This window comes from Streptomyces sp. ATCC 21386, assembly GCF_018728545.1.
Classification (GTDB): Bacteria; Actinomycetota; Actinomycetes; order Streptomycetales; family Streptomycetaceae; genus Streptomyces.
Genome location: NZ_JAAVVL010000001.1, coordinates 4,525,371 through 4,551,626, shown reverse-complemented (window position 1 = coordinate 4,551,626; position 26,256 = coordinate 4,525,371). Strand labels below are relative to the sequence as shown.

The 26,256-nt window shown below is 69.4% G+C and carries 19 protein-coding genes; 2 read left to right on the top strand and 17 right to left on the bottom strand.

What is annotated here, in order from left to right:
- Nucleotides 1–221 precede the first annotated feature (221 nt).
- The 11 genes from GWK25_RS19430 to GWK25_RS19380 all read right to left on the bottom strand — a co-directional run bounded on the left by GWK25_RS19430 (nucleotide 222) and on the right by GWK25_RS19380 (nucleotide 13,161).
- Nucleotides 222–566: a GNAT family N-acetyltransferase gene (locus tag GWK25_RS19430; RefSeq protein ID WP_215451819.1), complete on the bottom strand. Its 345-nt coding sequence runs from the start codon at nucleotides 564–566 to the stop codon at nucleotides 222–224.
- Between the two features lie 72 nt (nucleotides 567–638).
- Nucleotides 639–1,058, bottom strand: a complete 420-nt coding sequence (gene panD / locus GWK25_RS19425; protein ID WP_184902292.1) for an aspartate 1-decarboxylase — start codon at nucleotides 1,056–1,058, stop codon at nucleotides 639–641.
- A gap of 184 nt (nucleotides 1,059–1,242) precedes the next feature.
- Nucleotides 1,243–2,562 (bottom strand): RICIN domain-containing protein, encoded by a 1,320-nt coding sequence (locus GWK25_RS19420; RefSeq protein WP_374200624.1) that lies wholly within the window; start codon nucleotides 2,560–2,562, stop codon nucleotides 1,243–1,245.
- A complete protein-coding gene (locus GWK25_RS19415) occupies nucleotides 2,559–5,480 on the bottom strand; it encodes a glycoside hydrolase N-terminal domain-containing protein (protein WP_215451818.1) in 2,922 nt (973 codons plus the stop codon). Before GWK25_RS19415 ends, GWK25_RS19420 begins: the two co-directional genes overlap by 4 nt.
- A 103-nt stretch (nucleotides 5,481–5,583) precedes the next feature.
- Nucleotides 5,584–7,065, bottom strand: a complete 1,482-nt coding sequence (locus tag GWK25_RS19410; RefSeq protein WP_215451817.1) for a ricin-type beta-trefoil lectin domain protein — start codon at nucleotides 7,063–7,065, stop codon at nucleotides 5,584–5,586.
- Between the two features lie 441 nt (nucleotides 7,066–7,506).
- Nucleotides 7,507–8,496 carry an RNA polymerase sigma factor gene (locus GWK25_RS19405; protein ID WP_251828931.1) on the bottom strand — a complete coding sequence of 330 codons (990 nt, stop codon included), beginning with the start codon at nucleotides 8,494–8,496 and terminating at the stop codon, nucleotides 7,507–7,509.
- Nucleotides 8,497–8,611: 115 nt separating this feature from the next.
- Nucleotides 8,612–8,875, bottom strand: coding sequence for an SDR family oxidoreductase (locus GWK25_RS19400; protein WP_251828930.1), 264 nt, complete (start codon nucleotides 8,873–8,875; stop codon nucleotides 8,612–8,614).
- Nucleotides 8,872–10,074 (bottom strand): mandelate racemase/muconate lactonizing enzyme family protein, encoded by a 1,203-nt coding sequence (locus GWK25_RS19395; RefSeq protein WP_215451815.1) that lies wholly within the window; start codon nucleotides 10,072–10,074, stop codon nucleotides 8,872–8,874. The genes GWK25_RS19400 and GWK25_RS19395 overlap by 4 nt, the downstream gene beginning before the upstream one ends.
- Nucleotides 10,075–10,077: 3 nt before the next feature.
- A complete protein-coding gene (locus GWK25_RS19390) occupies nucleotides 10,078–10,905 on the bottom strand; it encodes a carbohydrate ABC transporter permease (protein WP_215451814.1) in 828 nt (275 codons plus the stop codon).
- Nucleotides 10,905–11,876, bottom strand: coding sequence for a carbohydrate ABC transporter permease (locus tag GWK25_RS19385; RefSeq protein ID WP_374200623.1), 972 nt, complete (start codon nucleotides 11,874–11,876; stop codon nucleotides 10,905–10,907). The genes GWK25_RS19390 and GWK25_RS19385 overlap by 1 nt, the downstream gene beginning before the upstream one ends.
- A 13-nt stretch (nucleotides 11,877–11,889) precedes the next feature.
- Nucleotides 11,890–13,161 (bottom strand): ABC transporter substrate-binding protein, encoded by a 1,272-nt coding sequence (locus GWK25_RS19380; RefSeq protein ID WP_215451813.1) that lies wholly within the window; start codon nucleotides 13,159–13,161, stop codon nucleotides 11,890–11,892.
- A 159-nt stretch (nucleotides 13,162–13,320) separates the two neighbouring features.
- On the opposite strand from GWK25_RS19380, the gene GWK25_RS19375 reads away from it, so the two are divergent.
- A complete protein-coding gene (locus GWK25_RS19375) occupies nucleotides 13,321–14,091 on the top strand; it encodes a FadR/GntR family transcriptional regulator (RefSeq protein ID WP_215451812.1) in 771 nt (256 codons plus the stop codon).
- 58 nt (nucleotides 14,092–14,149) lie between these two features.
- Here GWK25_RS19375 and GWK25_RS19370 read toward each other — a convergent pair whose 3' ends face one another.
- The 6 genes from GWK25_RS19370 to GWK25_RS19345 all read right to left on the bottom strand — a co-directional run bounded on the left by GWK25_RS19370 (nucleotide 14,150) and on the right by GWK25_RS19345 (nucleotide 22,118).
- On the bottom strand, nucleotides 14,150–16,468 hold the full coding sequence (locus GWK25_RS19370; RefSeq protein ID WP_215451811.1) for a ricin-type beta-trefoil lectin domain protein: 2,319 nt from the start codon (nucleotides 16,466–16,468) through the stop codon (nucleotides 14,150–14,152).
- Nucleotides 16,469–16,587: 119 nt separating this feature from the next.
- Nucleotides 16,588–17,466, bottom strand: a complete 879-nt coding sequence (locus GWK25_RS19365) for a sugar phosphate isomerase/epimerase (RefSeq protein ID WP_215451810.1) — start codon at nucleotides 17,464–17,466, stop codon at nucleotides 16,588–16,590.
- Between the two features lie 4 nt (nucleotides 17,467–17,470).
- Nucleotides 17,471–18,643, bottom strand: coding sequence for an ABC transporter substrate-binding protein (locus tag GWK25_RS19360; RefSeq protein ID WP_215457449.1), 1,173 nt, complete (start codon nucleotides 18,641–18,643; stop codon nucleotides 17,471–17,473).
- A 22-nt stretch (nucleotides 18,644–18,665) separates the two neighbouring features.
- On the bottom strand, nucleotides 18,666–19,637 hold the full coding sequence (locus GWK25_RS19355; protein ID WP_215451809.1) for an ABC transporter permease: 972 nt from the start codon (nucleotides 19,635–19,637) through the stop codon (nucleotides 18,666–18,668).
- Between the two features lies 1 nt (nucleotide 19,638).
- On the bottom strand, nucleotides 19,639–20,610 hold the full coding sequence (locus GWK25_RS19350) for an ABC transporter permease (protein ID WP_215451808.1): 972 nt from the start codon (nucleotides 20,608–20,610) through the stop codon (nucleotides 19,639–19,641).
- Nucleotides 20,607–22,118 carry a sugar ABC transporter ATP-binding protein gene (locus GWK25_RS19345; protein ID WP_215451807.1) on the bottom strand — a complete coding sequence of 504 codons (1,512 nt, stop codon included), beginning with the start codon at nucleotides 22,116–22,118 and terminating at the stop codon, nucleotides 20,607–20,609. The genes GWK25_RS19350 and GWK25_RS19345 overlap by 4 nt, the downstream gene beginning before the upstream one ends.
- Nucleotides 22,119–22,702: 584 nt before the next feature.
- Here GWK25_RS19345 and GWK25_RS19340 point away from each other — a divergent pair.
- Nucleotides 22,703–26,254: a ThuA domain-containing protein gene (locus GWK25_RS19340; protein ID WP_215451806.1), complete on the top strand. Its 3,552-nt coding sequence runs from the start codon at nucleotides 22,703–22,705 to the stop codon at nucleotides 26,252–26,254.
- Nucleotides 26,255–26,256 lie beyond the last annotated feature (2 nt).

Sequence of the window (26,256 nt, the reverse complement as noted above, 5' to 3'; positions counted from 1 at the left end):
GGGAACGGGGTCGGGGAAGGGGGGCTCCGGGAAGGGTTCCGGGCGGTCGGGGCCCGGGCCCGGGGTGGGGCCGGGCTTCACGGGGTCCGGGTCGGGATGCGTCATCGCGTCCTCCAGCCAGGGATACGTCGGCCATGGACTGATGCCACGGGTACCCGTCGTCCGCACCGGCAGTCACCCCGTCGGCGGAGAGCGGTGACCACGCCCCGCCGACGTGCCCCTCAGAAGCCCTCGGGGTGGGCGATCAGCCAGTCCTTCGCGGCCCGCAGCAGCTCCGGATCGGCGGCCGGGGCCTCCTCGGGGTGGCGTTCGGCCCACTTCACGACGTACGGGCAGAGGGGGGCGACCACGACGCCCTCGCGGGCCGCGATGCCGTACAGCTCCCGGGCCAGCGAGCCCGCGATGCCCTGCCCCTCGTACGCGGACTCGACGATCGTGTGGACCGGGACGAGCGCCTCCTGCGGGGAAGCGAGGACGAAGTACTGGATGTGACCGGCCAGTTCGTCTCCGGCGAAGGCCTCCAGTCGGCCGGCCGCCCGGTCGTCACGGATCTGTACGTCGCTCATGGCACTCCTCGCGTGCGGATCGGGGACGCCGGGCGCTCGCCCGAGGGCTCGGACGGTGGTCGCCCCCGGGCCTCAGACGGTGACGGCCTGCGGGCTGCGCCGTTGGTCCGAACCCGGCACCGGCTCGGAGGCGTCCGAGCCCAGCGCCACGATCCGGTTGTCCTGGTCCACGTGCACGACCCTGGGCTCCAGGGCGCGGGCCTCGGCGTCGGAGACCTGAGCGTAACTGATGATGATCACCAGATCCCCCGGATGGACGAGATGGGCCGCGGCCCCGTTGATCCCGATCACGCCGGAGCCCCGCTCGCCCTCGATGACGTACGTCTCCAGCCGGGCGCCGTTGGTGATGTCGACGATGTGCACGAGCTCACCCGGCAGCAGGTCGGCGGCGTCGAGCAGCTCGGCGTCGATGGTCACGGACCCGACGTAGTGCAGGTCGGCCTGGGTGACGGTGGCGCGGTGGATCTTGGACTTGAACATGGTGCGCAGCATGTTGAACTCCTGGAAGACGGCTCCCTGCCTGCTTTGTGCAGGTCAAAGGCGGTCTTCACTTTACAGGGGCACGCGTCGGAGTCGATGATTGTGAGGAACATCGCTTCAGCGGCCCGTAGCAGCCCGCTGGGCCCGCTGGAGATGAAGGCGGCCGCGACCACTGCGGCCGCCTTCACGTTTCTGCTTAACCTCGGGCCCAGCGTTGGTTGACGCCGGTGTGGCAGTTCCACACGATCACCGCGGCGCCGTTGGCGGTGCTGCCGCCGTTGACGTCCAGGCAGAGTCCGGTCTGGACGTTGCTGACGGTTCCGTCGGTGTTCACGTTCCACTGCTGGTTCGCGCCGCCGGTGCAGTCCCAGATCCGTACTCGGGCACCGGAGGCGGCGTTGCTCGGCACGTCCAGGCATCTGCCCATCACCCGCAGGGTGTGTCCGGTCTGGGTGAACTGCTGGTTGGTGCCGGTGTGGCAGTCCCAGACGACCATCTGGGCACCGTTGGACGAGTTGGCACCGCTGACGTCCAGGCATCGGTCGGCGGACTGGCTCCGGAGCCGGAACGTGGTCGGGTTCGGGGGATTCGGGTTCGGGTCAGTACCCGTGAGGAATTTCCAGACCTCTTCCTTGACCCAGCTCCTGGCGCCGCTCTCACAGCCGGCGCACCCGTCCACGGGGCCCTGCTGGTGACCTCCGTCGAACGCGGCCCAGACGACCGGATACCCCTCTCGGCAGCCCGAGTAGGCGGTGGTGATGTGGGTGCGGCTGCCCGACGCGGGCTCCGGCGGGTTCTGGGGAGTGCAGCCGTTGTTCCGGACGAACCTGTCCCGCATCCCGCGACCGGCGCCGATGTTGTCGTTGATGCCGTGGATTCCCATGTACGCGAAGGGCTGGGTGCCACCGCTGCAGCCGCTGATCCCTCCGGGCGCGGCTATCGCGGCGACCGCGCGGAAGACGTTCGGCCTGGCACATGCGAGTGCGTAGCTCATGGCTCCGCCGTAGCTGAAGCCGAGGGCGAAGCGCTGCGTGGTGTCGACACAGAGATCGTTGTCGATACGCCTGATCATGTCGTCGACGAAGGTCACGTCCTCGCCGCCGGAGTTGCCCCAGCCGTTGTTGAGGCCCTGCGGAGCAACGAAGATCGTACTGTTGTTCGCCAGCCGCCGGAGGCCGTAGTGGGCGTAGACATCGCCGTCGCTTCCGCCGCCGGCGACCTGCCCGGCGGTGCCACCCAACCAGTGGAATCCGAAGACCAGTCGATATTGGCGGGTGTTGTCGTAGTTCTCAGGGATGCTCAGGATGAAGGAGCGACTCTTGCCGCCGCTCTGCATCGTGTGCGTGCCGTTGGTCAGTGTGGGGGCACGTCCGCATCCGGGGGTCCCCGCAAGGGTGGCCCCGGCGGTGGGCGGCGTGTCGGCCGCGACGCTGACTCCTGCCCCGCCGGCCATGGCCAGAACGAGCAAGGCCGCCCACACCGCTCGCCCCAACAACCATCTGTGGATCGACATCATGCGACTCCCTCGCTGCTCGGTGACACGGCTCTGACTGGTCGGCGGGACCGCGGTTCGCCCTGGGGCTGGACGCGGTCGAGTCGGAATCGCTGGTTGGTGCTGCCCGTGGCCGCCCACTGGGAGATGCGGGCTCCGTCGGTGGTGGAGCTCTCCCACACGTCCAGGGCGAGGCCGCTCTGCCGGTTGACCACGCTGATCACGCCACCGCCGTGGTCGACCGTCCGCCACTGCTGGCCGGTGGTGTCGTTCTCCGGCTGCTGGGTGACGTCGGCGCCGCTGCCGCTGCCGGCGACTTGCAGGAACAGCCCACTGTGCCCGACCCGGATCTTGTGGTGCCCGCCGTCGGAGGGCAGGAACTCGAAGTGCTGGTTGGGACCGGCGGTGATCTGCCACTGGATCAGCCGCGCACCGGCGGCCGTGGACGCACCGCTGATGTCGGCGGCCTTGCCGCTGTGCTGGGCCACCAGCCGATAGGCCACGCCGGTCTCCACCGGCCCCGACCTGCGTGCGGACGCGCGGTAGGTGTGGCCGGCCTGGCCGGTGAACTCGATGAGATCGGTCTCGAGCCGCTTCGGCTGGACCGGCTCGCCGCTCGCATCATCCTTCAGCGTGAAGTCACCGGCGAAGATCCGGCTGCGCACCCGGACGGCACCGGTGCGGTCGGGTGTGACGACGCACTCGATCCGGTCGCTGCTCCACTCGGCGCCGACGGTGTGTCCGCCGCGGCCGCGCAGTCCGCTCACCCGCCCGGTCGGCCAGCCGGCCGGCAGCGCCGGCAGCACGTGGAGCTCGCCGTTGTGGCTCTGCAACAGCATCTCCGCGATGCCCGAGGTGGCGCCGAAGTTGCCGTCGATCTGGAACGGCGGGTGCAGGTCGAACATGTTGGGCGCGAGCCGGTCCGTGCGCACCAGATCCCGGATCAGCTTGTGGGCCCTGCCGCCGTCCTCCAACCGGGCCCAGAAGTTGATCTTCCATGCGAGCGACCATCCCGTCCCGTCGTCACCGCGCAGCTCCAGCGTCCGCCGCGCGGCCTCGTGCAACTGGGGTGTGCCGCGCTTGGTGATCTGGTTGCTCGGATGCAGACCGTACAGGTGGGAGACGTGCCGGTGAGTCCGCTCGGTCTCCACCCAGTCGGCCAGCCACTCCTGGACATTGCCCCGGGAGCCGACCCGCGTCGGCGCCAGCCGGTCCCGGGCCGCCAGCGCCTGAGCCCGGAAGGCGGCGTCCACGCCGAGGACTTCACCGGCGCGGGCGACGCTGTTGAAGAGGTCGCGCAGGATCTGGTTGTCCATGGTGGGCCCGGCGCAGACGGTGGCGTTCGCGTGGTGAGGGAGCTCCGGAGAGTTCGACGGGTTGGTGACCAGGTGTCCGAGCGTCGGGTGGGCGACGAGCGTGTCGAGGAAGAACTGGGCGGCACCCTTCAGGGCCGGGTAGTTCGAGCGGAGGAAGTCGATGTCACCGGTGAACAGGTAGTGGTCCCAGATCAGGGTGGCCAGCCACGCGCCACCGGTCTGCCACATCCCCCACTGCGCTCCGTCGACGACCGAGGCCCCCCGCCACGCGTCGGTGTTGTGATGCGTCACCCAGCCGCCCGCGCCGTACTGCGCCTGGGCCACCCGGGCGCCGGTCACCGTCAGGTCGTCGATCATGTCGAAGACCGGGCGGAAGCACTCGGACAGGTTCGTCGTGTCGGCGGGCCAGTAGTTCATCGGCAGGTTGGCGTTGATGGTGAACTTCGAGTCCCAGGACGGAGCCATCTGGTCGTTCCAGATGCCCTGCAGGTTCGCCGGCTGGGTGCCCGGCCTCGAGGACGAGATGAGCAGGTACCGGCCGAACTGGAACAACAGGGCGGAGAACTGCGGGTCGTTGACCTGCGCGTGCTGTGCGATCCGTACGTCGGTCGGCTGGTCGGCAGCCGTCGTGCGGCCCAGATCGATCGACACCCGGTTGAACAACCCCTGGTAGTCGGCGAGATGCCGACGGCGCAGTTCGTCGACGCCGACGTTGCGGGCGGCGTCGAGGTGGCGCCGCGCGATCCCCTGGTAGTCGCCGCCGACGTTCCGGAAGTCGACGTAGCTGGAGCCGATCGACACCAGCACCGTCACGCTGGTGGCGCCGGAGACCCGCAGAGTGCCGCCCGAGCTGCTGACCGTGCCGCCCGTCACGGCGGCATGGGCCAGGGCGAGGAATCGGACCCGCCCGGTGATGCCTTCCATGGTGCCGGAGGTGCCGTCGAGGGCGATCGTGGCCCCGTCCGGGCTGGACACCGTGGTGCGTTGTGGGCTGTCGAAGGTGGCGGTGAAGGTCAGGGAGTTGGCGCGGTCGGCCGTCAGCCGGGTCACGATCAGCTGGTCGGGTGCGCTGGCGAAAACCTCACGCTGGTACCGCACGCCGTTCAGCACGTAGGTCGTGGTGGCCGTGGCGGTGGTGAGGTCGAGCGTCCGGTTGTGCTGCGACGCACCGGTGGCGCTGCCGAAGGAGAGCCGAAGGTTTCCTACCGGCTGGTAGGCGAGCTGTCCGGCCGGGCTGCCCAGCATCGCCTGATTGATCAGGTCCTGCGCCGGTCCCCACTGATCCGCGAAGACCCGCCGCCGGATCTCCGCGATGTTGGCCGCGCCGCGGGTGTTGGCGGAGTCGTACGGGCCGCCGGCCCACACGGTGTCCTCGTTGAGCTGCAGCCGTTCGGTGTCGACGTTGCCGAACACCATCGCGCCGAGGCGTCCGTTGCCGATCGGCAGTGCCCGCAGCCAGTCCGTGCCGGCCGGCTTGTCGTACCACAGGGCGAGGCCGTCGGCGGCCAGAACCTCCGGCGGCGCGGCCGTGCCGGCCCTGGCGACGGCCGTCCACCCACCCGGCACGATCCCTGCTCCAGCCGCCGCCCCGGCGGCGAGGAACCGTCTGCGTGTCACCTCGGACATGTCGTACTCCCTTCACGGACTGGAGCAGGTCATTGACTTGGCTGATGACAATCCGCCGGTGAGGAGGGCGACGGCCGTACGCGGGGCGCGCCGCGGCAGACGGTCACCGTTCACCGTGTCCGCCGTGTCGGGCGTCGCGTCGCGCGTCAGTGTTCTGGATCTGCCATCTCTGGTTGTCGCCGCCCCAGCACGCCCACAGCTGCACCTTGAAGGTGGTGGTGTTCACGTCGAGGCAGAGGCCGGAGTGATCGCTGCGGATGGTCCCGTCAGTGCCCACCGTCCACCTCTGGTTGTCGCCGCCGTTGCACGCCCACGTGCCGACGACGGTGCCGTTCGTCGTCCCGTTGCCGTACGCGTCCAGGCACTTCTGGCCCCCCGGTGCGGTGATCTGTCCGCCGGGCGTCAAGGTCCACTGCCGACCGGCCGTGTCGGCGCAGGTGTCCACCTGGACCTGGACGTTCGCCGTGGTCCCGCCGGGGATGTCCAGACAGCGCCCGGTGCCGACGTTGCGCACCGAGTTCGTCGGGGCCGGGGCGTCGCCGTCCAGGCCCCAGCCGTACCGGAGGCGCTCGCGGCCGCTGGCGCTGGGGGTGCTGAGCGTGAGGTCGGTACCGGTGCCGTGCAGTTTCTGCATGGCATACCAGTCGTCACTCTGGCCGGCGCGTATCTTTCCGCCCAGCCCGGGCCAGTAGACGGAGCCGATCCGCAGTTCCCGGAGCACCGTGGTGGTGGCCCGGAAGTAGCGCACGAAGTTGTCCGTGCTGCCGGCGTCGTGGTAGTTCAGCCCGGTGTCCATCGGCGCGCCGAACTCGTCGACGACAGTGCGGTCGGCGCAGGAGCCGATCGCGTCCCGCAGATACGCCACCCACTGGTCGTAGGTCTTCGCACCGCTGAAGAACGTGTAGTGGTGCAGCGACAGGAACGTCCCGTCGAGGCGGCGGTCGGCGCACATGGACTTGATGTCGGTGTTCAGGCCGGCGCCGCTGACGAAGACGCGGTTCCGTGGGATCGCCGAGTGGCTGCCGATCCAGTTGCTCACCAGGTTCGCCCACTCACCGGCGCTGTGCCCCGCCGGTTCGTTCATCGGCTCGAAGTGGACGAGGTTGTTGCTGCCGTACCGGGCGAGCACGGTGTTCCACATGGTGTCGAAGGCGCTCGGGTTGACGATGCGACCACCGCGGGCGGCCACCCCGTCCTCCCAGTAGGAGAGGACGACCTTGAATCCCTTCGCGGTCGCTGCGTCTATCGCACCTGTGTACGCGCTCCACCAACTCGTCCCGACCGTGTAGGTGTTGATCGGGAGTCGAACGGTGTTGGCGCCGAGGTTGTTCTCGAAGCCGGCATAGACGGCGTTGGCCTTCGCCACGACCGTCCGGTAGCTGTCGGAGCCGCTCAACCCGTGCAGGACCAGCGGGCCATCGTGGAAGTTGTCACCGAGCCGGGCCCAGTTGACACCACGGAACTGGGCGGTGTCGGCGGCGGCCGGAGAGGCGCTCTGGGGTTCGACGATCGCGAGCGTACTGAGCGCGGTCAGGACGCAGGTGAGCGCCCGGGCGAGGTAGCGTCGGCGATGGGTGCGGGGCATGGTCGTGTCTTCCCGGTCGGCGGTGTGGTCACGTCTGCGCTGTGCGGGAGCCGTTGACGCCTGTGGCAGCCGGGACTCGGCGGGGGCCGAGCCGGCGCGGAGTTTGCCCTCTCCGCGCCGGCCCCCTCCCAGATCGCTCGCGCAGCGAGCATGTCAGCGTCAAGCCGCTGCCGTGGCGCCTGGAAAGCCTTGCTCCCCGGCTCGGCCCGGATCTTTGCCGCCGGCGTCGGGGTCCATGTCCTGGTACGGAAACTGCGACTCGCGATCCGTAGATCGGTTTCGGATTCCGCTTTCACAGGTCATGAATGGGGAACGTCACGCGTCGAACGACTAGAAGATTGACAGATTGCCATGGCCTATTCAAGAGGGAATCATCGATACATATCCCGCCTGAGCCGTCGTACAAGCAACAGGAGAAGCGGGACTATTGACGGCCTCCTCTCATAACGTTTCCAGGCGGCGAATTTGAGTGACGGGCGCGTGTATATCGAGGAAGTTTTCGTTATCGGCGATCGGCTTGAACAGTCGCAGTCGCCGTAGCGCCGAAAAGCATGGCGCCGTCGCCGAACGCGATGACCTGGGTGCCGACTCGGCTCCCCGCACGACGGCATTCTCGGTCGCCCCGGCGCGCGCGGGTTCGTCCGGCACGGTGGTCTGCCGCGCCGGAGGGACGGGGAGCAGAGCCAGGGCGACGATCAGCCGCTCAAGGGGTACCAGTTCGTCAGCGGCCAGGGCGCAGTCCGCGCAGGATCGGGTGTGCCGGGTGATGCGCTTGCGCCACAGCGTGCTCGGTACGCCGTCCCAGCCCTCCAGCGCGGCGGTCAGCTGTGGGCACCGGGGGCTGGCTTCCAGCGCGGCGACGAGTGACCGGCTCAACTCCAGCTGGTTCCGCATCCGCTGGACGCGCACACCCGCGTGAGCCACGCTCGTTCCCAGCTCCGCCGCGAGCTCCGCCCTCGTCAGCCGGCCCGCGGTCTCCAGCCACCACAGCGACAGCAGCTTCCTGGCGCCCGGGTCGAGCCATCGACTGGCGCGTACGGTCTTGCGGCGATGCCCGGACAGCTCGACGTGGATCAGGGCCAGGTTCTCGGCGTCGGCGTCGGCGTCCGGCGGGTCGGTCATCTCGTCGAGGGGGGCCGTCCGTTCGGCGTCCGTCCGCCGCCGGTGCAGATGGGTGCTGATCTGTCGCGTGGCGATCGTGGCGAGCCAGGGCCGGAAGCACTCCGGGGCGCGCAACGTGCGCAGCTCGGGAAGTGCCCGCAGCATCGTCTCCTGCACCACGTCGTCGACGTCCGCAAGCTCACCCAGTGCCCTGCGCACGATCGCGTACACCATCGGCAGGTACGTCGCGGCCAGGTCGTCGAGCGCTCGTGGATCGCCGGCCTGTGCGGCGACGACCAGGCTCGTCTCGTCGACTCGGCCGGCGCGCATCACGAGTCCGTACATGGTGCCGCGGGCAGGACCGCCCGGGTGCCGCGCACGTCGCCACCATCGGATTCACACGCGCCATCGACGCGGGCGTGACCGGCTGGTAATGCTCGGCGGCTCATAATCGCCCCAGCCCTCCGCCGTCGACGGGAAGAGCGACTCCGTCGACGTGGTCCGACGCCGGGGAGGTGAGGAACAACGCGGCCCCGGCGAGACCGTCGGCGGGTCTCCGGCGACCGGCCATGATCCGGCCCTGGAGCGCCCGGTCGCGCCGAGGGTCCGCGCGTGACGCCTCGGTGTCGTCGGCGGCGATGCGGCCCGGTGCGACGGCGTTGGCGTTGGCGTCGAGGGCGCGGGCCCGGCGGTGGACAGCCGCTTTCATCGATCCTCCAGCCTCATGGTGTCGAACGTCCCTTCCGCGGTGGATCGGCATGGTCCAGGGGTGACCGCGAGCAGTCGTCGGCCGGCCCGCTCCGGCCGTATGTGCGGTCCGTCGGGTGCGTGTGCCGTTCGCTGACCGGCCGCGGTCATCACCGTTTCGTCGATCCGGATGCCCAGGCCCGGTGTGTCGCCGAGCACGAAGGCGCCGTCCTCGACGTGCAGGTCCATCGCGACGCCGATCGGCGGCTGTAGGCCCTGCAGTTCGCTGACGAGATGGTTGGGCACCGACGTCGCGGCGTGCAGCAGCGCGACAGGCGTGTTGCCGATCGGGCTGACCGGCAGGTCGTAGGCGTGCGCCAGCGCGGCGACACGCAGGAAGTGGGTGACTCCCCAGACCGCGGCCGTCTGGACGATGTCGACGCCTCCCGCCGCGATCAGCGGGCGGAACTGCTCGAGGCCGGTCAGGTTCTCCCCGCTGGCGACCGCCGTCCGTACGCCACGGCTGACGGCGGCCAGGCCGTCGGCGTCCCAGCGCCGGACCGGCTCCTCGATCCAGGTCAGGTCGAGTGTGCGTTCCAGTTCACCGACGTGGCGCACCGCCTGCTTGCGGCTCCAGGACTCGTTCGCGTCCAGCATGAGCCCTGGCCGGGTCCCGTGCGCGGCCTCGGTCAGTACCTCGCGTACGAGCGAGAGTCGGTGCCGGTCGCGCTCGATGTCCAGGCCGCCCTTGAGCTTCGCCGCCCTCAGACCGCGGTCGGCATAGGCCTGGTAGGTGGCGACGAGCTCGTCGTCGGTGAGGCCGATGTCCAGGCCGGAGGCGTAGGCGTGGACCACGCGGTCGTAGCCGCCGAGCAACCGCCACAGCGGCTCGCCCAAGGCCTGCGCCTTGATGTCCCACAAAGCCGTGTCGAACGCGCCGATCGTGCCGAACACCACGCCGGCGTGCCCGGCTTTGAAGGTGTGCCGCAGCATGCGGTCGTAGAGGGCGGTCACCGCACGCGGGTCCCGGCCGTCGATGGCGGCGAAGATCGCCTCGGCTTCCACGTGCGGTCCCAGGCCGACTCCGGTGATCCCCTCATCGGTCTCGACGATGACGACCGGCACGGGCACGACGCCGTCGGGGTAGACGCCGTTGGCGTCACCGACAGGTCGGCCCCATCGCTGTGCCGTCGTCAGGGTTCTGTACCCGGTGATGCGCATGCGTCATCCCTTCGTCGCGCCGGCCGTCACGCCGTCGGCGATCTGGCGCTGCAGGAACAGGTAGGTCACCAACACGGGGAGCCCGGCGATCAGGACGCCGGCTGCGAAGGTGGGGATGTCGGCGGAGTACTGGCCGCGCAGTGCGGTGATGCCCACCATCAGGGTGCGATGGTCGGCCGACGGCATCATCAGCAGCGAGATGAGCACGTCGTTCCAGCAGAACAGCGCGTCGAGGATGCCCACCGACAGCAGTGCCGGGGCACCCATCGGCAGCATGATCCGCCGGTAGACGCCGTAGAGGGTGTTGCCGTCGATCCGTGCGGCGTCGACGAGTTCGGCGGGCACCGCTCGGTAGTAGCTCGTCATCAGGAAGACGGTGAACGGCAGGAACTGCGCGACGTAGGCGAGGACCAGCCCCGGATAGGTGTCGATGAGACCGCCGTCGGCCATGATCCTGGCCAGGGGCACCATGATGACCTGGAACGGGATGAACAGTGCCGCGAGGCAGACCAGCGTCAGCGTGGACGAGCCACGGAACCGCACCCGGGCCAGCGCGAACCCGGCCATGGACCCGAAGAGCAGCAACAGCGCCACGGCGCAGGCCACCACGATCACGGAGTTGAGGAAGTACCGCCCCATGCCGTCGCTGTTCCACGCCGCGCCGAGGTTGTCCCACCGCAGAGTGCCTGCCAGGGAGAACCGGTCGAGGATGTACTCCCGGCGGGTCTTCATCGCGACGTTGGCGGTGAACAGCAGCGGGTAGACCGTCGCCAGGGCGAGGAGCGCCATCGGCACGGCGATCAGCCATCTGCTCGGTCCCAGGCGGGACATCAGTCCTCCCTCCCCGCCCGGCGCAGCAGGCCGACCTGCAGCAGGCCCACGACCAGCATGATGAGGAAGAGGACGGTGGACGCGGCCGACGCGAGCGCCGGGCGGCTCATCTGCCCCTGCTGGACCCAGATGTAGTACTCCGGCAGGTAGGTCGACCCTTCCGGGCCACCGCTGGTCATGACGTAGAGCAGACCGAACATCGAGGTCAGCATCCCGATCATCGTGGTGACGACGACGAACTGGATGGTGCGGGACAGACCCGGGATGATGACGTGCCAGATCATCCGCGCGAGCGAGGCGCCGTCGACCCGGGCGGCGTCCAGGAGCGCGGGGTCCAGGGTCGAGAACCCGGCCAGGAACACCACCAGCGCCATCCCCGATGTCGCCCAGATGTGCACGCCGACGACGGTGAACATGGCTACGTCGGGATCGCCGAGCCAGTCCACCGGGCCGAGCCCCGAGCCGCCGAGCACGGCGTTCAGCGGTCCGTCGAAGGCCAGGAGCAGGTTGAAGATCGCACCGACGATCACCGGTGAGAGCACGGCCGGGAAGAAGTAGACGCTCCGGAAGACCTGGTGTCCCGGCACCCGCAGGTAGATGAAGGTGGCGAGCAGTCCAGGGACGGCGACCGCGACCGGCAGCAGCAGCACCAGCAGTCCGACGTTGCCCAGCGCGGTGCGGAACAGCGGGTCGTCGATGAGCTCGGCGTAGTTGCCGAGCCCCACCGTGGCGCCGTTGTGTTCGCCGTCGCCGGTGAAGGAGAAGTTGACACCCAGTCCCAGGGGCCAGAGCCGGAGGAGCACGATGATCAGGACGGCGGGAGCGACCAGGACGTAGGGGGCGAGGCGTTCGGCGCGCCGGCCGCTGCGCACTCGCGCGGATGTCGGCGCGGGGCCGCGGTCACCCACCGCCGCGCCTGCTCGTGCCCCGTCGGTCCGCTCTGCTTGAGCGGCGCGGGCCGGTGGACCCATGGGTGACATGGCCTCAGCCCGCCTGGTCGGACGCCGCCAGCTGCTCGACCGCCGCGTCGACCGTGACCGATCCGCTCAACAGTTGCTGGGACAGCCGCCCCATCAGGTCCACGGTCTTGGACGGCAGGGCCACGTGCAGGGCGGGCTTGCCGCGGTCGATCTCGGACACGATGGCGGCGACGGCCGGGCCGGCGCCCGAGACGTCCACGGTACGGTCGGACGCGATGGCGCCCGCGTCGGCGTGGAACGACTTCAGTGCGTCGGTCGAGGTCAGGGAACGCACCAGGTCGGCGGCGGCCTCGGGGTCCTTGGTCCGCTTCGCGACGGCGTAGCCGATGCCGCCGTCGTAGGGAAGGCTCGGCGTGGCGCCGGCCGTGACGATGGGCGACTTCATGACGCCGACATCGTCGGCGCCGAGGAACTCGGCGAAGTCCTTCCAGTGTCCGATGTCCGACATCAACCCGATGACGTGGGCGGCCTTGTCGGACTCGAACACCGCGAACGCGTCGTTGAACATCGCCGTCGAGTTCGCCCCGTCGTTGTTCAGGCCTTTGTCGTCGGTCTCTTTCCAGAGCGAGAAGACCCGCTTGACCGCCGGTGAGGACCAGTCTCGTTCGCCGGCGATCCAGTCGTCGTACTCCGTGGGCGACAGGACGCCCGAGCCGAGCCCGGAGAGGAAGAACTGGATACCGATGCCTTCCTTGTTGCCCTGCGCGAAGCACCTGGCACCGGTCGCCTCGGTGATGGTCCGGCAGTTGTCGACGAACTCGTCCCAGCTGGTGGCCGGTTGCTCCGGGTCGAGCCCTGCCTTCCGGTAGAGCGACTTGTTGTAGTAGATCGGGTGGCCCTGCAAGGTCACCGGAGCGGCGTAGGTCTTGCTGTCCTTGGTGAAGGCCTCCCACCCGGCCAGCCGCTTCTTGTCATCACGGACGTACTCGTCCAACGGCAGTAGGGAGTCCGCGCGGTCACGGATCTGCCCGCCGCCGTTGAAGAGCATGACGTCCGGCCCCTTGCCGGCTTGGATGGCGGCACCGAGCAGGGTGTAGTACTGGTCGAACGGCTGCGCGACGAACTCGACCGTCACACCGGGGTGTCGCTCGGCGAAGTCGGCCTTGGCCTTCTTGATGTAGGTGGACGCCGCGGCGTCGCCGGACTTCCAGTCCCAGACGACGAGCTTGCCCTTCGAACCACCGGACGCCGCATCCGGGTCGGCGGCGCTTCCGCAGCCGGCCAGCACGACGAGTCCGGCAACCGGGATCGCCGACCACAGTGTTCGCTGCTTCATTGCTGCCCCGCTCTCCTGAGGTGGCCGGCTGTCCGGCAATTGAGGTTGAGGAGGAACGCAACTCGTATGACGTATGTAACTCGTATGACGTATGACGTCAACAGGGATGCCGTATAGTTGGCGAGCATCCGTGGTACGGCACGGCCCCCGGGGAGTGTCATGACGGCAGTACCGCAGTCATCCGCAGAGGCCTCCGAGGCCCCCGCCTGGAGCCGGCGCCCGGCGAATCTCGCCGCAGCCGTCACGGCCGAGTTGGTCGAGCGGATCGTCAGTGGAGTCCATCCGTCCGGTTCGCCGCTGCCCCCCGAGCCCGTGCTCTGCGCGACCTTCTCGGTGAGCCGTACCGTGGTGCGCGAGGCGGTGAAGATCCTTCAGGAGAAGGGGCTGGTGCAGGTCCGCCAGGGCGCCGGCACGATGGTCACCCCGCCGGCGATGTGGAACATGCTGGACGAGTTGGTCCTCGGCGCGACCATCGCCGAGGACGAGAGCCTGGCCATCCTCGACCACCTCGTCGCGACCCGCCGCGTGCTGGAGTCCGACATGGCCAACGTCGCCGCCCGCCTGGCGAACGCCGAGGTGATCGACCAACTGGGCGGACTGGTGGAACGGATGGACCAGCTCGTCGACGACCCCGATTCCTACCACGAAGAGGACCGGGCCTTCCACGACACCGTCATGCAGGCGTCGGGGAACCGCATCGGCCGTGCCGTGGTCCGTTCCCTGGAGCGGCAGGTCATCAACTCCGCCCGTTACACGGGCCGAACCGGCCGCGCCTTCTGCGTCGCGTCCAACCACGGTCACCGGCGCATCTACGAGCGGATCGCCGCGCACGACCCCAAGGGTGCGGCCGAGGCGATGTTCACCCACATCACCGAGGCATGGGTGGTACGCCGCAGCGGGCCGGGCGAGCCGACCTGGCTGCGGCGTTAGAGGCGAGCCCCGCTCGCGGCCCAGGGGCCCCTGCCGCGAGCGAGACCGACGCGTTCCGCTATCGCGATGCCCACTGCTGGTTGGTGCCGCCGTTGCAGGACCAGAGGATGATCCTGGTGCCGCCCGCGGTGCCGGCGGCGTTGGCGTCGAGGCACAGTCCGGACTGGACGCCGGTGATGGTGCCGTTGGGGTTGACGTTCCACTGCTGGTTGTTCTGGCCGTTGCAGTCCCAGACGACGACGGCGGTGCCGTTGGTGGTGCCGCGTCCGCTGGCGTCGAGGCACTTGTTGCCCTGCAGGGTCAGTTGTTTGCCGGCGGTGTAGGTCCAGGTCTGGCCGACCGCGTCGGTGCAGTCCTGGAGTTGGGTCTGGGTGCCGTTGGTCGTGCCGGCGCCGGGGACGGTCAGGCAGCGGCCGGACTGCACGCCCACGATCTGCTGCCCCGTGGGCGGCGGGGTGGTGCCCTGCGGTCCGGCGGACGCCATCACGTCCTGGGCACCGGAGGGCCAGTTGCCGTTGGTGACCGTGACATTGCCGGAGACCACGTTGCCGCGGTCCCCGTTGGTGATGTTCGTGCTGCCGTTGGTCGACCAGTTGTTGGTGACCGTCCAGTTCCCCATGTTCTCGCCACCCCAGTAGTTGGCCGTCGCCCACGTACCGGTGTTCGAGAAGACGTTGTTGGTGGCCGTGTAGTACTTCGACCCCTCGTCGAAGTACACCCCGAAGTAGCCGTTGGTCCGCAGGCAGTGGTTCCGGCTGATCTGCGCGCCCGGGTTCCATCCGAGCGTGTAGATGCAGCCGCCGTCGTTCATCTGCTGCATGACATCGTGGATGTAGTTGCCGATGAGCCGGTTGTTGGACGCGGTGGTCGGCGTCGTGTAGCGCGGCTGGTAGTTGTACAGGCCGCGGCCCGCGTAGTGGGTGCTGCCGCCCGCGTCGTTGGCGCCCCAGCCGTACCCGATCGACATGCCGGAGTACGGCATGTTGTAGACCTCGTTCTGGGCGACGGTGCTGCCCGTGACGTACGTGGTCAGGACGGAGACGATGCCCCGGTAGTCCGCCCCGAGGTCGTGGATGCGGTTGTTGCTGATCGTGATGTCCCTGTTGACCATGCGCTGGTCGCCGGGGTGGTGGGCGTCGGCGCGCACGCCGCCCACGAGGATGCCGCCGGCCGAGCTGCGGGCGATCTCGGAACGGGTCACCGTGATGTCGGCGGCGCCCAGGCCGACGCCGCTGGCGTGCGCGTTCGCGTCGTTGCCGATGCCGATGGCCGTCTGGCCCAGGTTGACGAACCGGGAGTCACTGAAGGTGATGGTGTTGGCGGCGGAGATCTGCACGGCGGCCGGCATCTGCTGCCAGTGCGGCCGGGCGGCCTCGAACTGCGTGCAGCCGTTGTGGCAGGAGTCGAAACCCGGCCAGTTCCAGTTGCCGGCGAGGTACGCGCCGGTCTGCTGGTCCACGTAACCCTGGTTGCTGCTGGGGCCCAGCCAGCTCGTGCCGGTGAAGGTGATCCCGCTGAACGCGATGTGGTGCGCCGGCTCGCCGTACGTGCCCCCGAGGTTCACCAGCGACTGCAGCGTGGGCAGTTCCACGCTGACGGTGCTCATGTTCTGACCGGCCAGGGGGATGTAGTACAGGGCTCTGGTCGTGGGGTTGAGATACCACTCGCCGGGCGCGTCCAGGAATTCGTACGCGTTGGACAGGTAGAACGGCCCGGCCCGGTGCGGCTTCATGAGGGTGTCGTAGCCGAAGTTGTTGTTGTTCCACGCCGGCTGCTGCATCGTGATGAAGTTCCCGCTGATGCTCTGCACCGGCGAGTACCGGTCGGTGAAGGAGTTGACGCTCTCCACCTCGACCCGGCTCTGGTTGGAGAGGTTGTTCAGATAGTTCAGGGCGCTGCTGGAGAACCTCATTCCGGCGCTGGAGGCCGTGAAATCGGCCCTGTTGACCTGGGTGCGGGCCCTGGTGGCGACGGCGCCGTCGACATAGAGCTGCCGGGTGTCGAGACCGGCGGGCACGTCGGCCTTCCAGATGTTCTTGCCGGCGTCGGCCACCGACCAGCCGGTGACCGCACGGGCACCGGTGATCACCGGGCGCGCCGACGGGGCGGCCTGCCACCGGACCGTGTGACCGCCCGATCCGGAGTCCTCCGCCGTCAGCCGGAAGGGTTGGGCCAGCCGGTACACACCGTCGGCCAACTGCACCACGATGTCGTCCGACATGGCGTCGTTGAGCGATCGCACCGCCGCCTGCGCGGCTGTCAGCGAGCACGGCTGCGCGCTGGAACAGTCGGTGCCGGTGCCGGACGGGGAGACGTACACAGTGCGGGGAGCCGCGGACGCGGGCGCGGGGAACGCCACTACGGCGGTCGCGGTCAAACCGGCTGTGGCGGCTCCGGCCAGAAGCCGCCTTCGTAGACTGAGAGTGCTGAACACGTTTTCTCCTTATGGCGGTTCCCGGGCCGAAGGGGATGACGGCAAGAGCGACCCCATCCCCATCACCCGGTCGAGGGAGCGTTTTCCAGTCCGCGCAGGACAGTTCGGAGGTAGGACAGCCCGTCACGGGCGAGGGTGTCCTGCGACGGGGCGAGCGGCCGCCAGATCGAGGCCGCGGTGGCGATGGCCTCGTTCTGCGCGGTGAACGACTCGATGCACACCGCGCCCCCGTAGCCGGTCTTGGCCAAACCGGCGAGGAAGCGTGGCCAGTCGAAGTGGTCGGCGCCCGGGGCGCCGCGGTCGGTGCCGCTGACCTGGACGTGCTTGAGGTGCGGACCGGCCGTGACGAGCGCCTCGTAGGGGTCGGCCTCCTCGATGTTCATGTGATAGGTGTCGATCATGAGACCGACGTTCGCGGGCAGGCCGTCGATCAGCTCCACCGCCTGCTCGACCGTGTTGACGACGCTCGTCTCATAGCGGTTGAGGGCCTCCACGCCGATGCTCACGCCCCGCTCCCCCGCGTGGTCGGCCACTGGCCGCAGGGCGCGGCGGACCTCCGCGTAGCAGGCCGCGCGCTCAGGCGGTGTCATGCGCCAGGTACGCCCCACCGCGGCGTAGACCGGCCCGCCGACACAGGCCGCGCCGACGGCCGCCGCGCTGTCCACACACGTTTTCAGGTACTCCACGGTGGAGGCCACGTCCTCCGGCGGGGCGTTCACGAGGTCACGTCCGGGCGAGGTGACCGCGCAGACGCCGACCGCGCGCAGGCCGTACGCCGCCAGCAGGTCCCGGGTGCGGGCCGGGTCCCAGTCGCCGGGTCGCTCGATCGGCAGCTCGACCGCGTCGAAGCCGAACGCGGCGATCCGCGGCACCAGTTCGGCCAGGGCCTCGTCGTCGACCGGCGAGGCCCAGACCCACGGGTTGACACCGACGCTGTACACCGGGCTACTTCCAGCGCTTCGGGTAGCCGGGCAGGTCGGTGCAGCCGCACATCGCGTAGTGCAGCGGCGGCATGGTGGGGTCGACGTACTCGTCCAGGTTGTCCTGGGTGATGGTCGGCTGCGGCAGCTTCCACGGGTTCGGCACCTGCTCGCCGTCGAGAATCCTCAGCGCGGCGATGATCGGGGTGCGCCACTGGTAGGTCGGGTAGGTCGGCGCGATCGCCGTGAGCTTCTTGTCCTTCCACAGCTTCAGGAAGTCGAGCTGGTCCTCGCCGTTGATCGGCGGCACGGGCTTGCCCGCGTCCTCGAACGCCTCGACCGCCGCGCCCGCGACCGCCCCGGCGTCCATCCAGACACCGTCGATCGTGCCGTACCGCTGGATGTAGTCGTTGACGATCTTCTTGGTCTTGGCCGGGTCGCCGTCGGTGAACTCGACGCCGACGACGTCGACGCCCGCCTTGTCGAAGGCGACCTTCGCCGCGGACCAACGGGTCTCCAGCACGTCGACGCCGGGCAGGATGCGCAGCGCGAGCACCTTGCCGCCCTTCTTCATCTTCTGAGTGACGAACTCCGCCGCGACGTGGCCGAATCCGTAGCCGCCGATCGGGTTGACGAACGTCACCGGGCAGGTCGTGTCGACGCCGCGGTCGAAGACGACGACCGGCAGGCCCTTCCGGCAGGCGGCCTCCACGGCCGGGGTGAGCGTCGCGGTGGTGTTCGGCGAGACGATGAGCGCGTGGCAGCCCTTGCCGAGCAGGTCGTTGATGTCGGCGATCTGCTTCTGGTCCTTGCCCTCGGCGTCGACGTGGACGAACTCGGAGATCCGGCCGCGGTGCGTGTCGACCTCGGCCTGCATGGTCTTGAAACCGACCTGGCGCCAGGGGTTGTTCAGCCCCGCGTTGGAGAAGCAGATCTTGTACGGTCCGGGCTTCTTGAACTTCGCGGTCTGCACCATCTCCGGGTCGAGCGCCTGCTCCCAGGGCTTGCCGGCCGGTCCGGTGGGCGTGGAGTCCAGGAGCGCCAGCTGCTCCTCGTAGTCGGCCCGCACGAAGAACTTCGACTGCTTGCCGGTGCCCGACCCGGTGCCCGCGGAGGGCGAACCCGATGCGCCGGTGGTGGGCTCGTCGGTGGAGCAGCCGGCCAGCACCAGTAGGGTGCTGACGGCCAGCACCGTCATGGAATGCCTCACTGAATCCCCTTCATCCGGACCGGAAACGGAAGGACGCCGCCGCCACGGCGAACAGGATGATCGCGCCCTGGACGGTCGGTTCGAGGGCGCCGGAGACGCCGTAGAAGTTCATGAGCGTGAAGAGCGTCTCGAGGGTCAGCGCGCCCAGCATCGCGCCGACGACCGAACCGCGGCCCCCGCCCAGAGCGACACCGCCGAGGACCGCCGCGGTGATCGCGCCGAACTCCAGGCCGGCACCGGCCTGGAACGACACTCCGCTGTACCCGCCGATGAGCACCGCCGCGAGCGTGGCGGCGAGCCCGCTGAGGACGAACGCCAGGGTCTTGGCGCGCCACACGCGCACGCCGCTCAGCTCGGCGGTCCGCGGGTTGCCGCCGACGGCGACCAGGGTGCGGCCGAAGTCCGAACGCGTCAGCACCAGCGCCAGAGCGGCCGCCGCCAGCAGGACGACCAGGGCGTACGGTATCCGGCCCAGTACGGGCACATCCTCGAACGCCGACCGGCCGAGCCGACGGAACCTCTCGGAGAGGCCGCCCTTCGGGGCACCGTCGGACCACAGGTACACGGCGCCGATGAGGATCAGGAACATCCCGAGGGTCGTGATGAACGACGGCACCCGCAGCCACGTGGTGACGAGGCCGTTGACGAGGCCTACGGCGATGCCGAACGCGAGCAGGAGTACCACGACGGGCCAGCCGGCCGAGGGGTCACCGTCGATCAGCCGGGCGGCGACGACCACCTGCGCGGTGACCAGAGAGCCGACGGACAGGTCCAGTTCGCCGGAGACGATCACGAAGTACTGGCCGGCGGCGAGCAGCACGACCGGCGCGGAGCGGCCGAGGAACGACATCAGCGACGGCGGCGAGAGGAAGTCCGGCTGGCGGGCGGTCAGCAGAACCAGCAACACCGCCAGGATCACGATGATCGGTGCGAGACTGCCGGAGCGGAGCTCGAGGAGCCGCAGTGGGCGCGCGATCCGCATGTCATGACGCCTTTCGCAGCGCCCGGCGGGCGTAGACGGCGACCGCCGCGATGATGATCACGCCACGGATCACCTGCTTGAAGAACACGTCGACCTCGAGCTGGTTGAAGATGGCGTCGATGCTCGCGAGCAGCAGCACGCCGCCGACCGTGCCGGCGACGCCGCCGCGCCCGCCGGCCAGGGCGGTGCCGCCGAGCACCACCGCGGCGATCGACTCCAGGTCGTACAGTCCCTCGGTGCCGACCCTCGGTGCGCCGGCGCCGAGCCGACTGGCGAGATAGACCCCGGCGAGGCCGGCGCAGAGGGCGCACAGCACATGGGCGGTGACGAGGACCCGGCCGCCCCGCACGCCGGAGAGCCGGGCGACCTCCGGGTCACCGCCCACGGCGATCAGGTGGTGGCCGAAGCGGGTGCGCGCCAGCAGGAACCAGGCCGCGGCGGCGACGGCGAGCAGCAGCAGGAACGACAGGGGCACCGGGCCGATGCGCTGGTAGCCCAGGCCCTGCACCAGGGCCGGTGCGGTCTTGCCGGCCGGGCCGTCGTATCCGTTGTCGAGGTATCCCTTCAACAGCAGTCCGACGCCGACGGTCGCGATGAAGGGGTTGATCCGCGCGGCGGTGACGAGCAGGCCGTTGACGAGGCCGATCGTGGCGCTGACGGCGAGCGTCAGGCCGATCGCCGGCAGCAGCGCACCGTCGTCACCGGCCATGGTCTCGGCGGCGACGAGGGTGCTCAGGCTGACCACGTACGCCACGGACAGGTCCAGCGAGCCTCCGACGACGACCAGCGTCTGGCCGACCGCGACGAGGCCCAGACCGGCGGCGACGTGCAGCAGGCTCACCGTCGTCGGCACGCTGAACAGCCGGCCGCCGTCGACCGTGACGACGATCCAGCCGGTCGCCAGGGTGAGGACCAGCGCGACGAACACGCCGGGCGGGGTCCACCGGGCCGGCAGGGACAGCGCGCCGCTCATCCGGCCGCCTCCCGCGCGGTGCCGACCGCCAGGGCGACGACGTCCTCCTCCGTCGCGCCGGCGGGCAGCTCGCCGACGATCCGGCAGTCGCGCATGACGATGATCCGGTCGCTCATGCCGAGCAGCTCGGGCAGCTCGGACGAGACCATCAGCACGGCGGCGCCGTCGCGGGCCAGTCGGCGGACGAGATCGTGGATCGCCGACTTGGCGCCCACGTCGATGCCGCGGGTCGGCTCGTCGAAGAGCAGGATCCCCGGTGCGAGCGCGAGCCACCTGGCCAACACGACCTTCTGCTGGTTGCCCCCGGACAGGAAACGGATCTCCTGGTCCTCCCTCGCGCCGCGAAGTTCGACGGCCGCGAGCAGCTCCCCGATCCGCGCGGTCCGGGCACGTCGGCCGAACCGGACCGGGCGGACGGCGCGGCCGGCCAACAGCGCGTTGTCGAGCACCGAATGCTCGGCGACGATCCCCTCTCCCTTGCGGTCCTCGGAGACGTAGGCGATACCGGCCCGCATCGCGGCGCGGGGCGAGCGCAGCCGGACCGGCGCTCCGTCGACGGTCACCCGGCCGGTGCCGAACGGTGCGGCGCCGAACAGTGCGCGGGCCAGCGCCGACCGGCCGGACCCCTGCAGGCCGCCGACGCCGAGCACCTCGCCGGCGCGCAGCCGCAGGTCGATGCCGCGCAGCTTCCGGTTGCCTCCGCCCCGGACGGTCAGCCGCACCGGGCCCAGCTCCTGCGGCTTCGCCCGGTCGGGGTAGTAACTCGACAGCTCGCGGCCGACCATGTGGCGCACCAGCTGATCCGGGCCGGTGTCCGCGGTGTCCAATGCGGCCACCGCCCGGCCGTCCTTGAGCACGGTGATCCGGCTGGACAGGTCGAAGACCTCCTTGAGGCGGTGCGAGACGTACAGCACGCCGATCCCTTGCGCCTGCAGCCGCCGTACGAGCGCGTAGAGCTGGTCGACCTCGTGGTCGGCGAGAGCCGCGGTGGGTTCGTCCATGATGAGCAGCCGCGTGTCGAGGGCGAGCGCCTTGACGATCTCGACCACCTGTTGTTGCGCCACGCCGAGTCGTCCCACGCGCGTGTCGGGCGGTATCGAGCCCTCCCCGATCGAGGCGAGGAGCTCCGCGGTGTGGCTGAGCATCGCCCTGCGGTCGACGAGCCCGCGGCGCAAGGGCTCGCGGCCCAGACAGACGTTCTCCGCGACGGTGCGCTCGGGCAGCAGGGTCAGTTCCTGGTGGACGATGCCGATACCGGCCTGTTGGGCCTCGCGCGGGCTGCGGAAGGTCTGCTGTGCGCCGGCGAACTCGACGGTTCCCTCGTCGGGCTGGTGGACGCCGGACACCACCTTCATGAGCGTGGACTTGCCGGCGCCGTTCTCGCCGACGACCGCGTGCACCTCGCCCGGCCGGACCTGGAGGTCGACGCCGTCGAGCACCCGCACACCGAGGAACGACTTGCCGATGCCTCGCAGAGCGAGCAGCGGCGACGGCAGCAGGCCAGACATCGTGGAAACCTCTGCATTCGCGTCGTCAGGTCGAATGACCGCGAAATTTCGCCGGACGCGATGGCGACATCGCGGCCCCGAGGGTAAATGCCTCGATCAGCACCTGGCAATACCAGCGGACATCGCAGCAGGATATTCGCCGTTCGAACTGCTCAATGCGGACCGGCGATCGGCCGGCCGCGATCGATGCGTCGAAATCTGTTATCAAATCGGCCCGCCCGGAGTCGCACACCGGACCACGAAAATCGGTGTCCAAAATGCGTTACGGAATCCACCCGACGACAGTCGCGCGCCGAACCGACCACGATTGATGCGCAAAATGTGTTATGGAATCGGCCGCACCCGATTCATATTGACTGTTGTGACACGCCGCTGCATGCTGGCCCGCAGACCACGGGAGACGGTCGCATCCGGTGTGACTCCCCTTGCTTCCGTAGGGACTTGACTGTCCGTCACGGCGGACGGACGACGAGCTGACGGCACACGTGTGCCTACGACGCGCTCGCGCACTCCGACGCATCGGAGGTGCGGCCGGCGCGTGCCCGTGGTCATGCCATCGTTGCTCCGCCGAAATGGGAGACGGCATGCGTCGCATCATTTTTGTCTTCGGGGTGATCGCGAGCGTGCTCCTGTCGCTCGTCGTCGCCCAACCGGCGTCAGCGGCGCCGGCCTTCCGAGCCCTGGTCTTCACGAAGACCGCGGGCTACCGACACGATTCGATCCCCGCCGGCCTCACGATGTTCCGGGAGCAGGCGGCGGCCAACAACTTCGAGTTGGTCCACAGCGAGGATTCGAGCGTTTTCACCCCGGCGAACCTCGCCACCTTCGACGTGATCATCATGTTCCAGACCTCGGGAATGGTGTGGACCACGGCGGCCCAGCGTCAGGCGATGGAGGGCTACCTCGCCGGCGGCAAGGGCATCGTCGCGATCCACAACGCCACGGACATGGGCATCGAGAACGAGTACCCCTGGTGGGACCAGACCGTCAACGGCGGCGCGCACATGCCGGAGCACTCCCCCGGAGTGCTGGGCGGCACCGCCATCGTCGCGGACAAGAAGCATCCGTCGACGGCCGGCCTGCCGGACCGGTGGAACCGCAGCGAGGAGTGGTACAACTTCGACCGCAACCCCCGCGGCGACGTCCATGTCCTCGTCACCGCGGACGAGCGCACGTACAACCCGGGCCCCCGCGCCATGGGGCCGGACCACCCCATCTCCTGGTGCCGCAACACCGGCGGCGGCCGCGTGTGGGCCACCGGCATGGGGCACACCAGCGCGGCCTACAGCGAGACCCACTTCCGCAACCACGTCCTCGGCGGCGTCAAGTGGGCGGCCGGCGCCGAACCCGGCGACTGCGGCGGCACGGTGTGGAGCAACTTCGAGAAGCGCACCCTCGACGACAACACCGCGGACCCGATGGCCCTCGCGGTCGCCCCGGACGGGCGAGTGCTCTACGTCCAGCGGGGCGGGCAGCTGAAGATCTTCAAACCGACCACCAACCGGACCGTGACAGCCGCCACGCTCAGCGTGTACACCGGCGGAGAGGACGGCCTCACCGGACTGGCCCTCGACCCCGACTTCGCCGACAACGGCTACGTGTACCTGTATCACTCCCCGGCCGGAGTCCCGAACGACATCAACCGCGTCTCCCGGTTCACGCTCACCGGCGACAACTTGAACATGTCGAGCCAGGTGACGATCATCGACATCCCCGCGACCCGGGACCGCACGTTCGCCGAGCCCGGACACACGGGCGGGTACATCGAGTTCGGGCCCGACAAGAACCTCTACATCGGCACCGGGGACGACGTCCCGCCCAACCTCGACTCCAACTGGCAGGGCTACGCCCCGCTGGACTGGCGGCAGGGCAAGGCCAACCTCGACGCCGCCCGCACCGCCGGCAACACCAACGACCTGCGGGGCAAGCTCCTGCGCATCCGGCCGTCGGCCGACGGCGGCTACACCGTCCCGGCCGGCAACCTCTACTCGCAGGGCACGGCGCAGACCCGGCCGGAGATCTACGCTATGGGATTCCGCAACCCGTTCCGCTTCTCGATCGACCCGGAGACCGGGTGGGTCTACCTCGCCGACTACGGCCCGGACCGGAACCCGCCCGCGACGAACCGCGGCCCCGAGGGGCTCGTCGAGCTCAATGTCATCAAGGCCCCGGGCAACTACGGCTGGCCGTTCTGCCACGGCGACAACCAGGCCTACGCGCCGTTCAACCCGAGCACCGGCGTCGTCGGCGCCAAGTTCAACTGCAACGCGCCGGTCAACAACTCGCCGAACAACACCGGCCTGACCAGCCTCAAGCCGATCGTCGCGCCGAACATGTGGTACGGCTACGGCGTCTCGTCGAACTTCCCCGAACTCGGCTCCGGCGGCTCGGGGCCGATGGGCGGACCGGTCTACCGGTACAGCGCCGCGAACCCGTCCGAGACGAAGTTCCCGCCCTACTACGACGGGGTCCACTTCTTCTACGAGTGGTCGCGCCACACCGTCAAGGAGGTCCACTTCGACTCCGCGACCGCGGTCACCCGGACCAACCCCTTCCTGCCCGCCGCCAAGTTCCTCAAGCCGATGGACATGGAGTTCGGGCCCGACGGCTCGCTGTACCTGCTCGAGTGGGGCAACAACTTCTCCGGTGGCAACAACGACTCGGGTCTCTACCGCATCGACTACAACCACGGCGGACGGTCGCCGATCGCCAAGGCCACCGGCACGCCCACCAGCGGGAACGCGCCGTTGACCGTGCAGTTCAGCAGCGCGGGGTCCAACGACCCGGATCCCGGCAACACGCTCAGCCACCACTGGACATTCGGCGACGGCACCACGTCCACGGCGGCCAACCCGTCACACACCTACACCGCGAACGGCAACTACACCGCCCAGCTCAAAGTCACCGACAACACCGGCAGGACAGCCTTCGCCAACGTGCCGATCACCGTGGGCAACACCGAACCGACCGTCACCATCACGGTTCCGTCCAACGGCGGCATGCTGGACTTCGGCGACCGCGTCTCGTACAAGGTGTCCGTCTCGGACCCCGGCGGCGCGCCCATCGACTGCGCCAAGGTGTTCGTCAACCCCGCCCTCGGCCACGACGACCACCAGCATGAGACCAGGGACTACCCGGGGTGCTCGGGCACCATCGACACCACGCTGCTCGGCGGGCACCCTGAGGGCGCCAACCTCTACTACGTCCTCAACGCCCGCTACACCGACGACGGCGGCTCCGGCGGTGCGGACCCGCTCACCGGATACGCTCAAGCGGTCCTCCAGCCCAAGCACAAGCAGGCCGAGTTCTACACGGACCACTCGGGTGTGCAGGTCGTCGAGCAGTCCGGCGCGGAGAGCGGCAAGCGGGTCGGCAACGTCTCCGACGGCGACTGGATCGCGTTCAAACCGATGAGCCTGTCGGGCGTCACGAGCGTGAAGTACCGCCTGTCGTCGCCGAGCGGCGGCGGAACGATCGAACTGCGCGCCGACTCCCCGACCGGCACGCTCCTGGCCACGACACCAGTGCCCAGCACCGGCGGCTGGAACACCTACCAGTCCACGTCAGCGGTGAACACAGCCGATCTCTCCGGCTCGCACGCGCTCTACCTGGTGTTCAAGGGCACCTCGAACAACTGGTTCGACCTCGACTCGCTCACCTTCGGCGGCAACGGGGTCGGCGAACCGGGCAGCGGCGGCGGTGGCGTGGCCGGTCGGACCTGGACGGTCGCAGCACAGCACAGCGGCAAATTCATGGACGTCAACGGCGCCTCGACCGCCGACGGCGCCCAGATCGTCCAGTGGCCGGCCACCGGCGCCGGCAACCAGAAGTGGCAGGCCGTCGACGCCGGCGGGGGCGCCGTCCACCTGAAGGCGGCGCACAGCGACAAGTGCCTCGCCGTCACGGGCGGGTCCACCGCCCAGGGCGCGTTCCTGCAGCAGTCCACCTGCGACAACGGCAACGCGCAGAAGTTCCTTGTCACACCGACCGGCACGGCGGGTGTGTACACGGTGAAAAGCCTCCCCAGTGGACTGTGCGTGGACGTCAACGGCGGCTCGACGGCCGACGGCGCACGACTCCTGCAGTGGAACTGCCACGGCGGCACCAACCAACAGTGGCGGTTCACCGCGGTATAGCC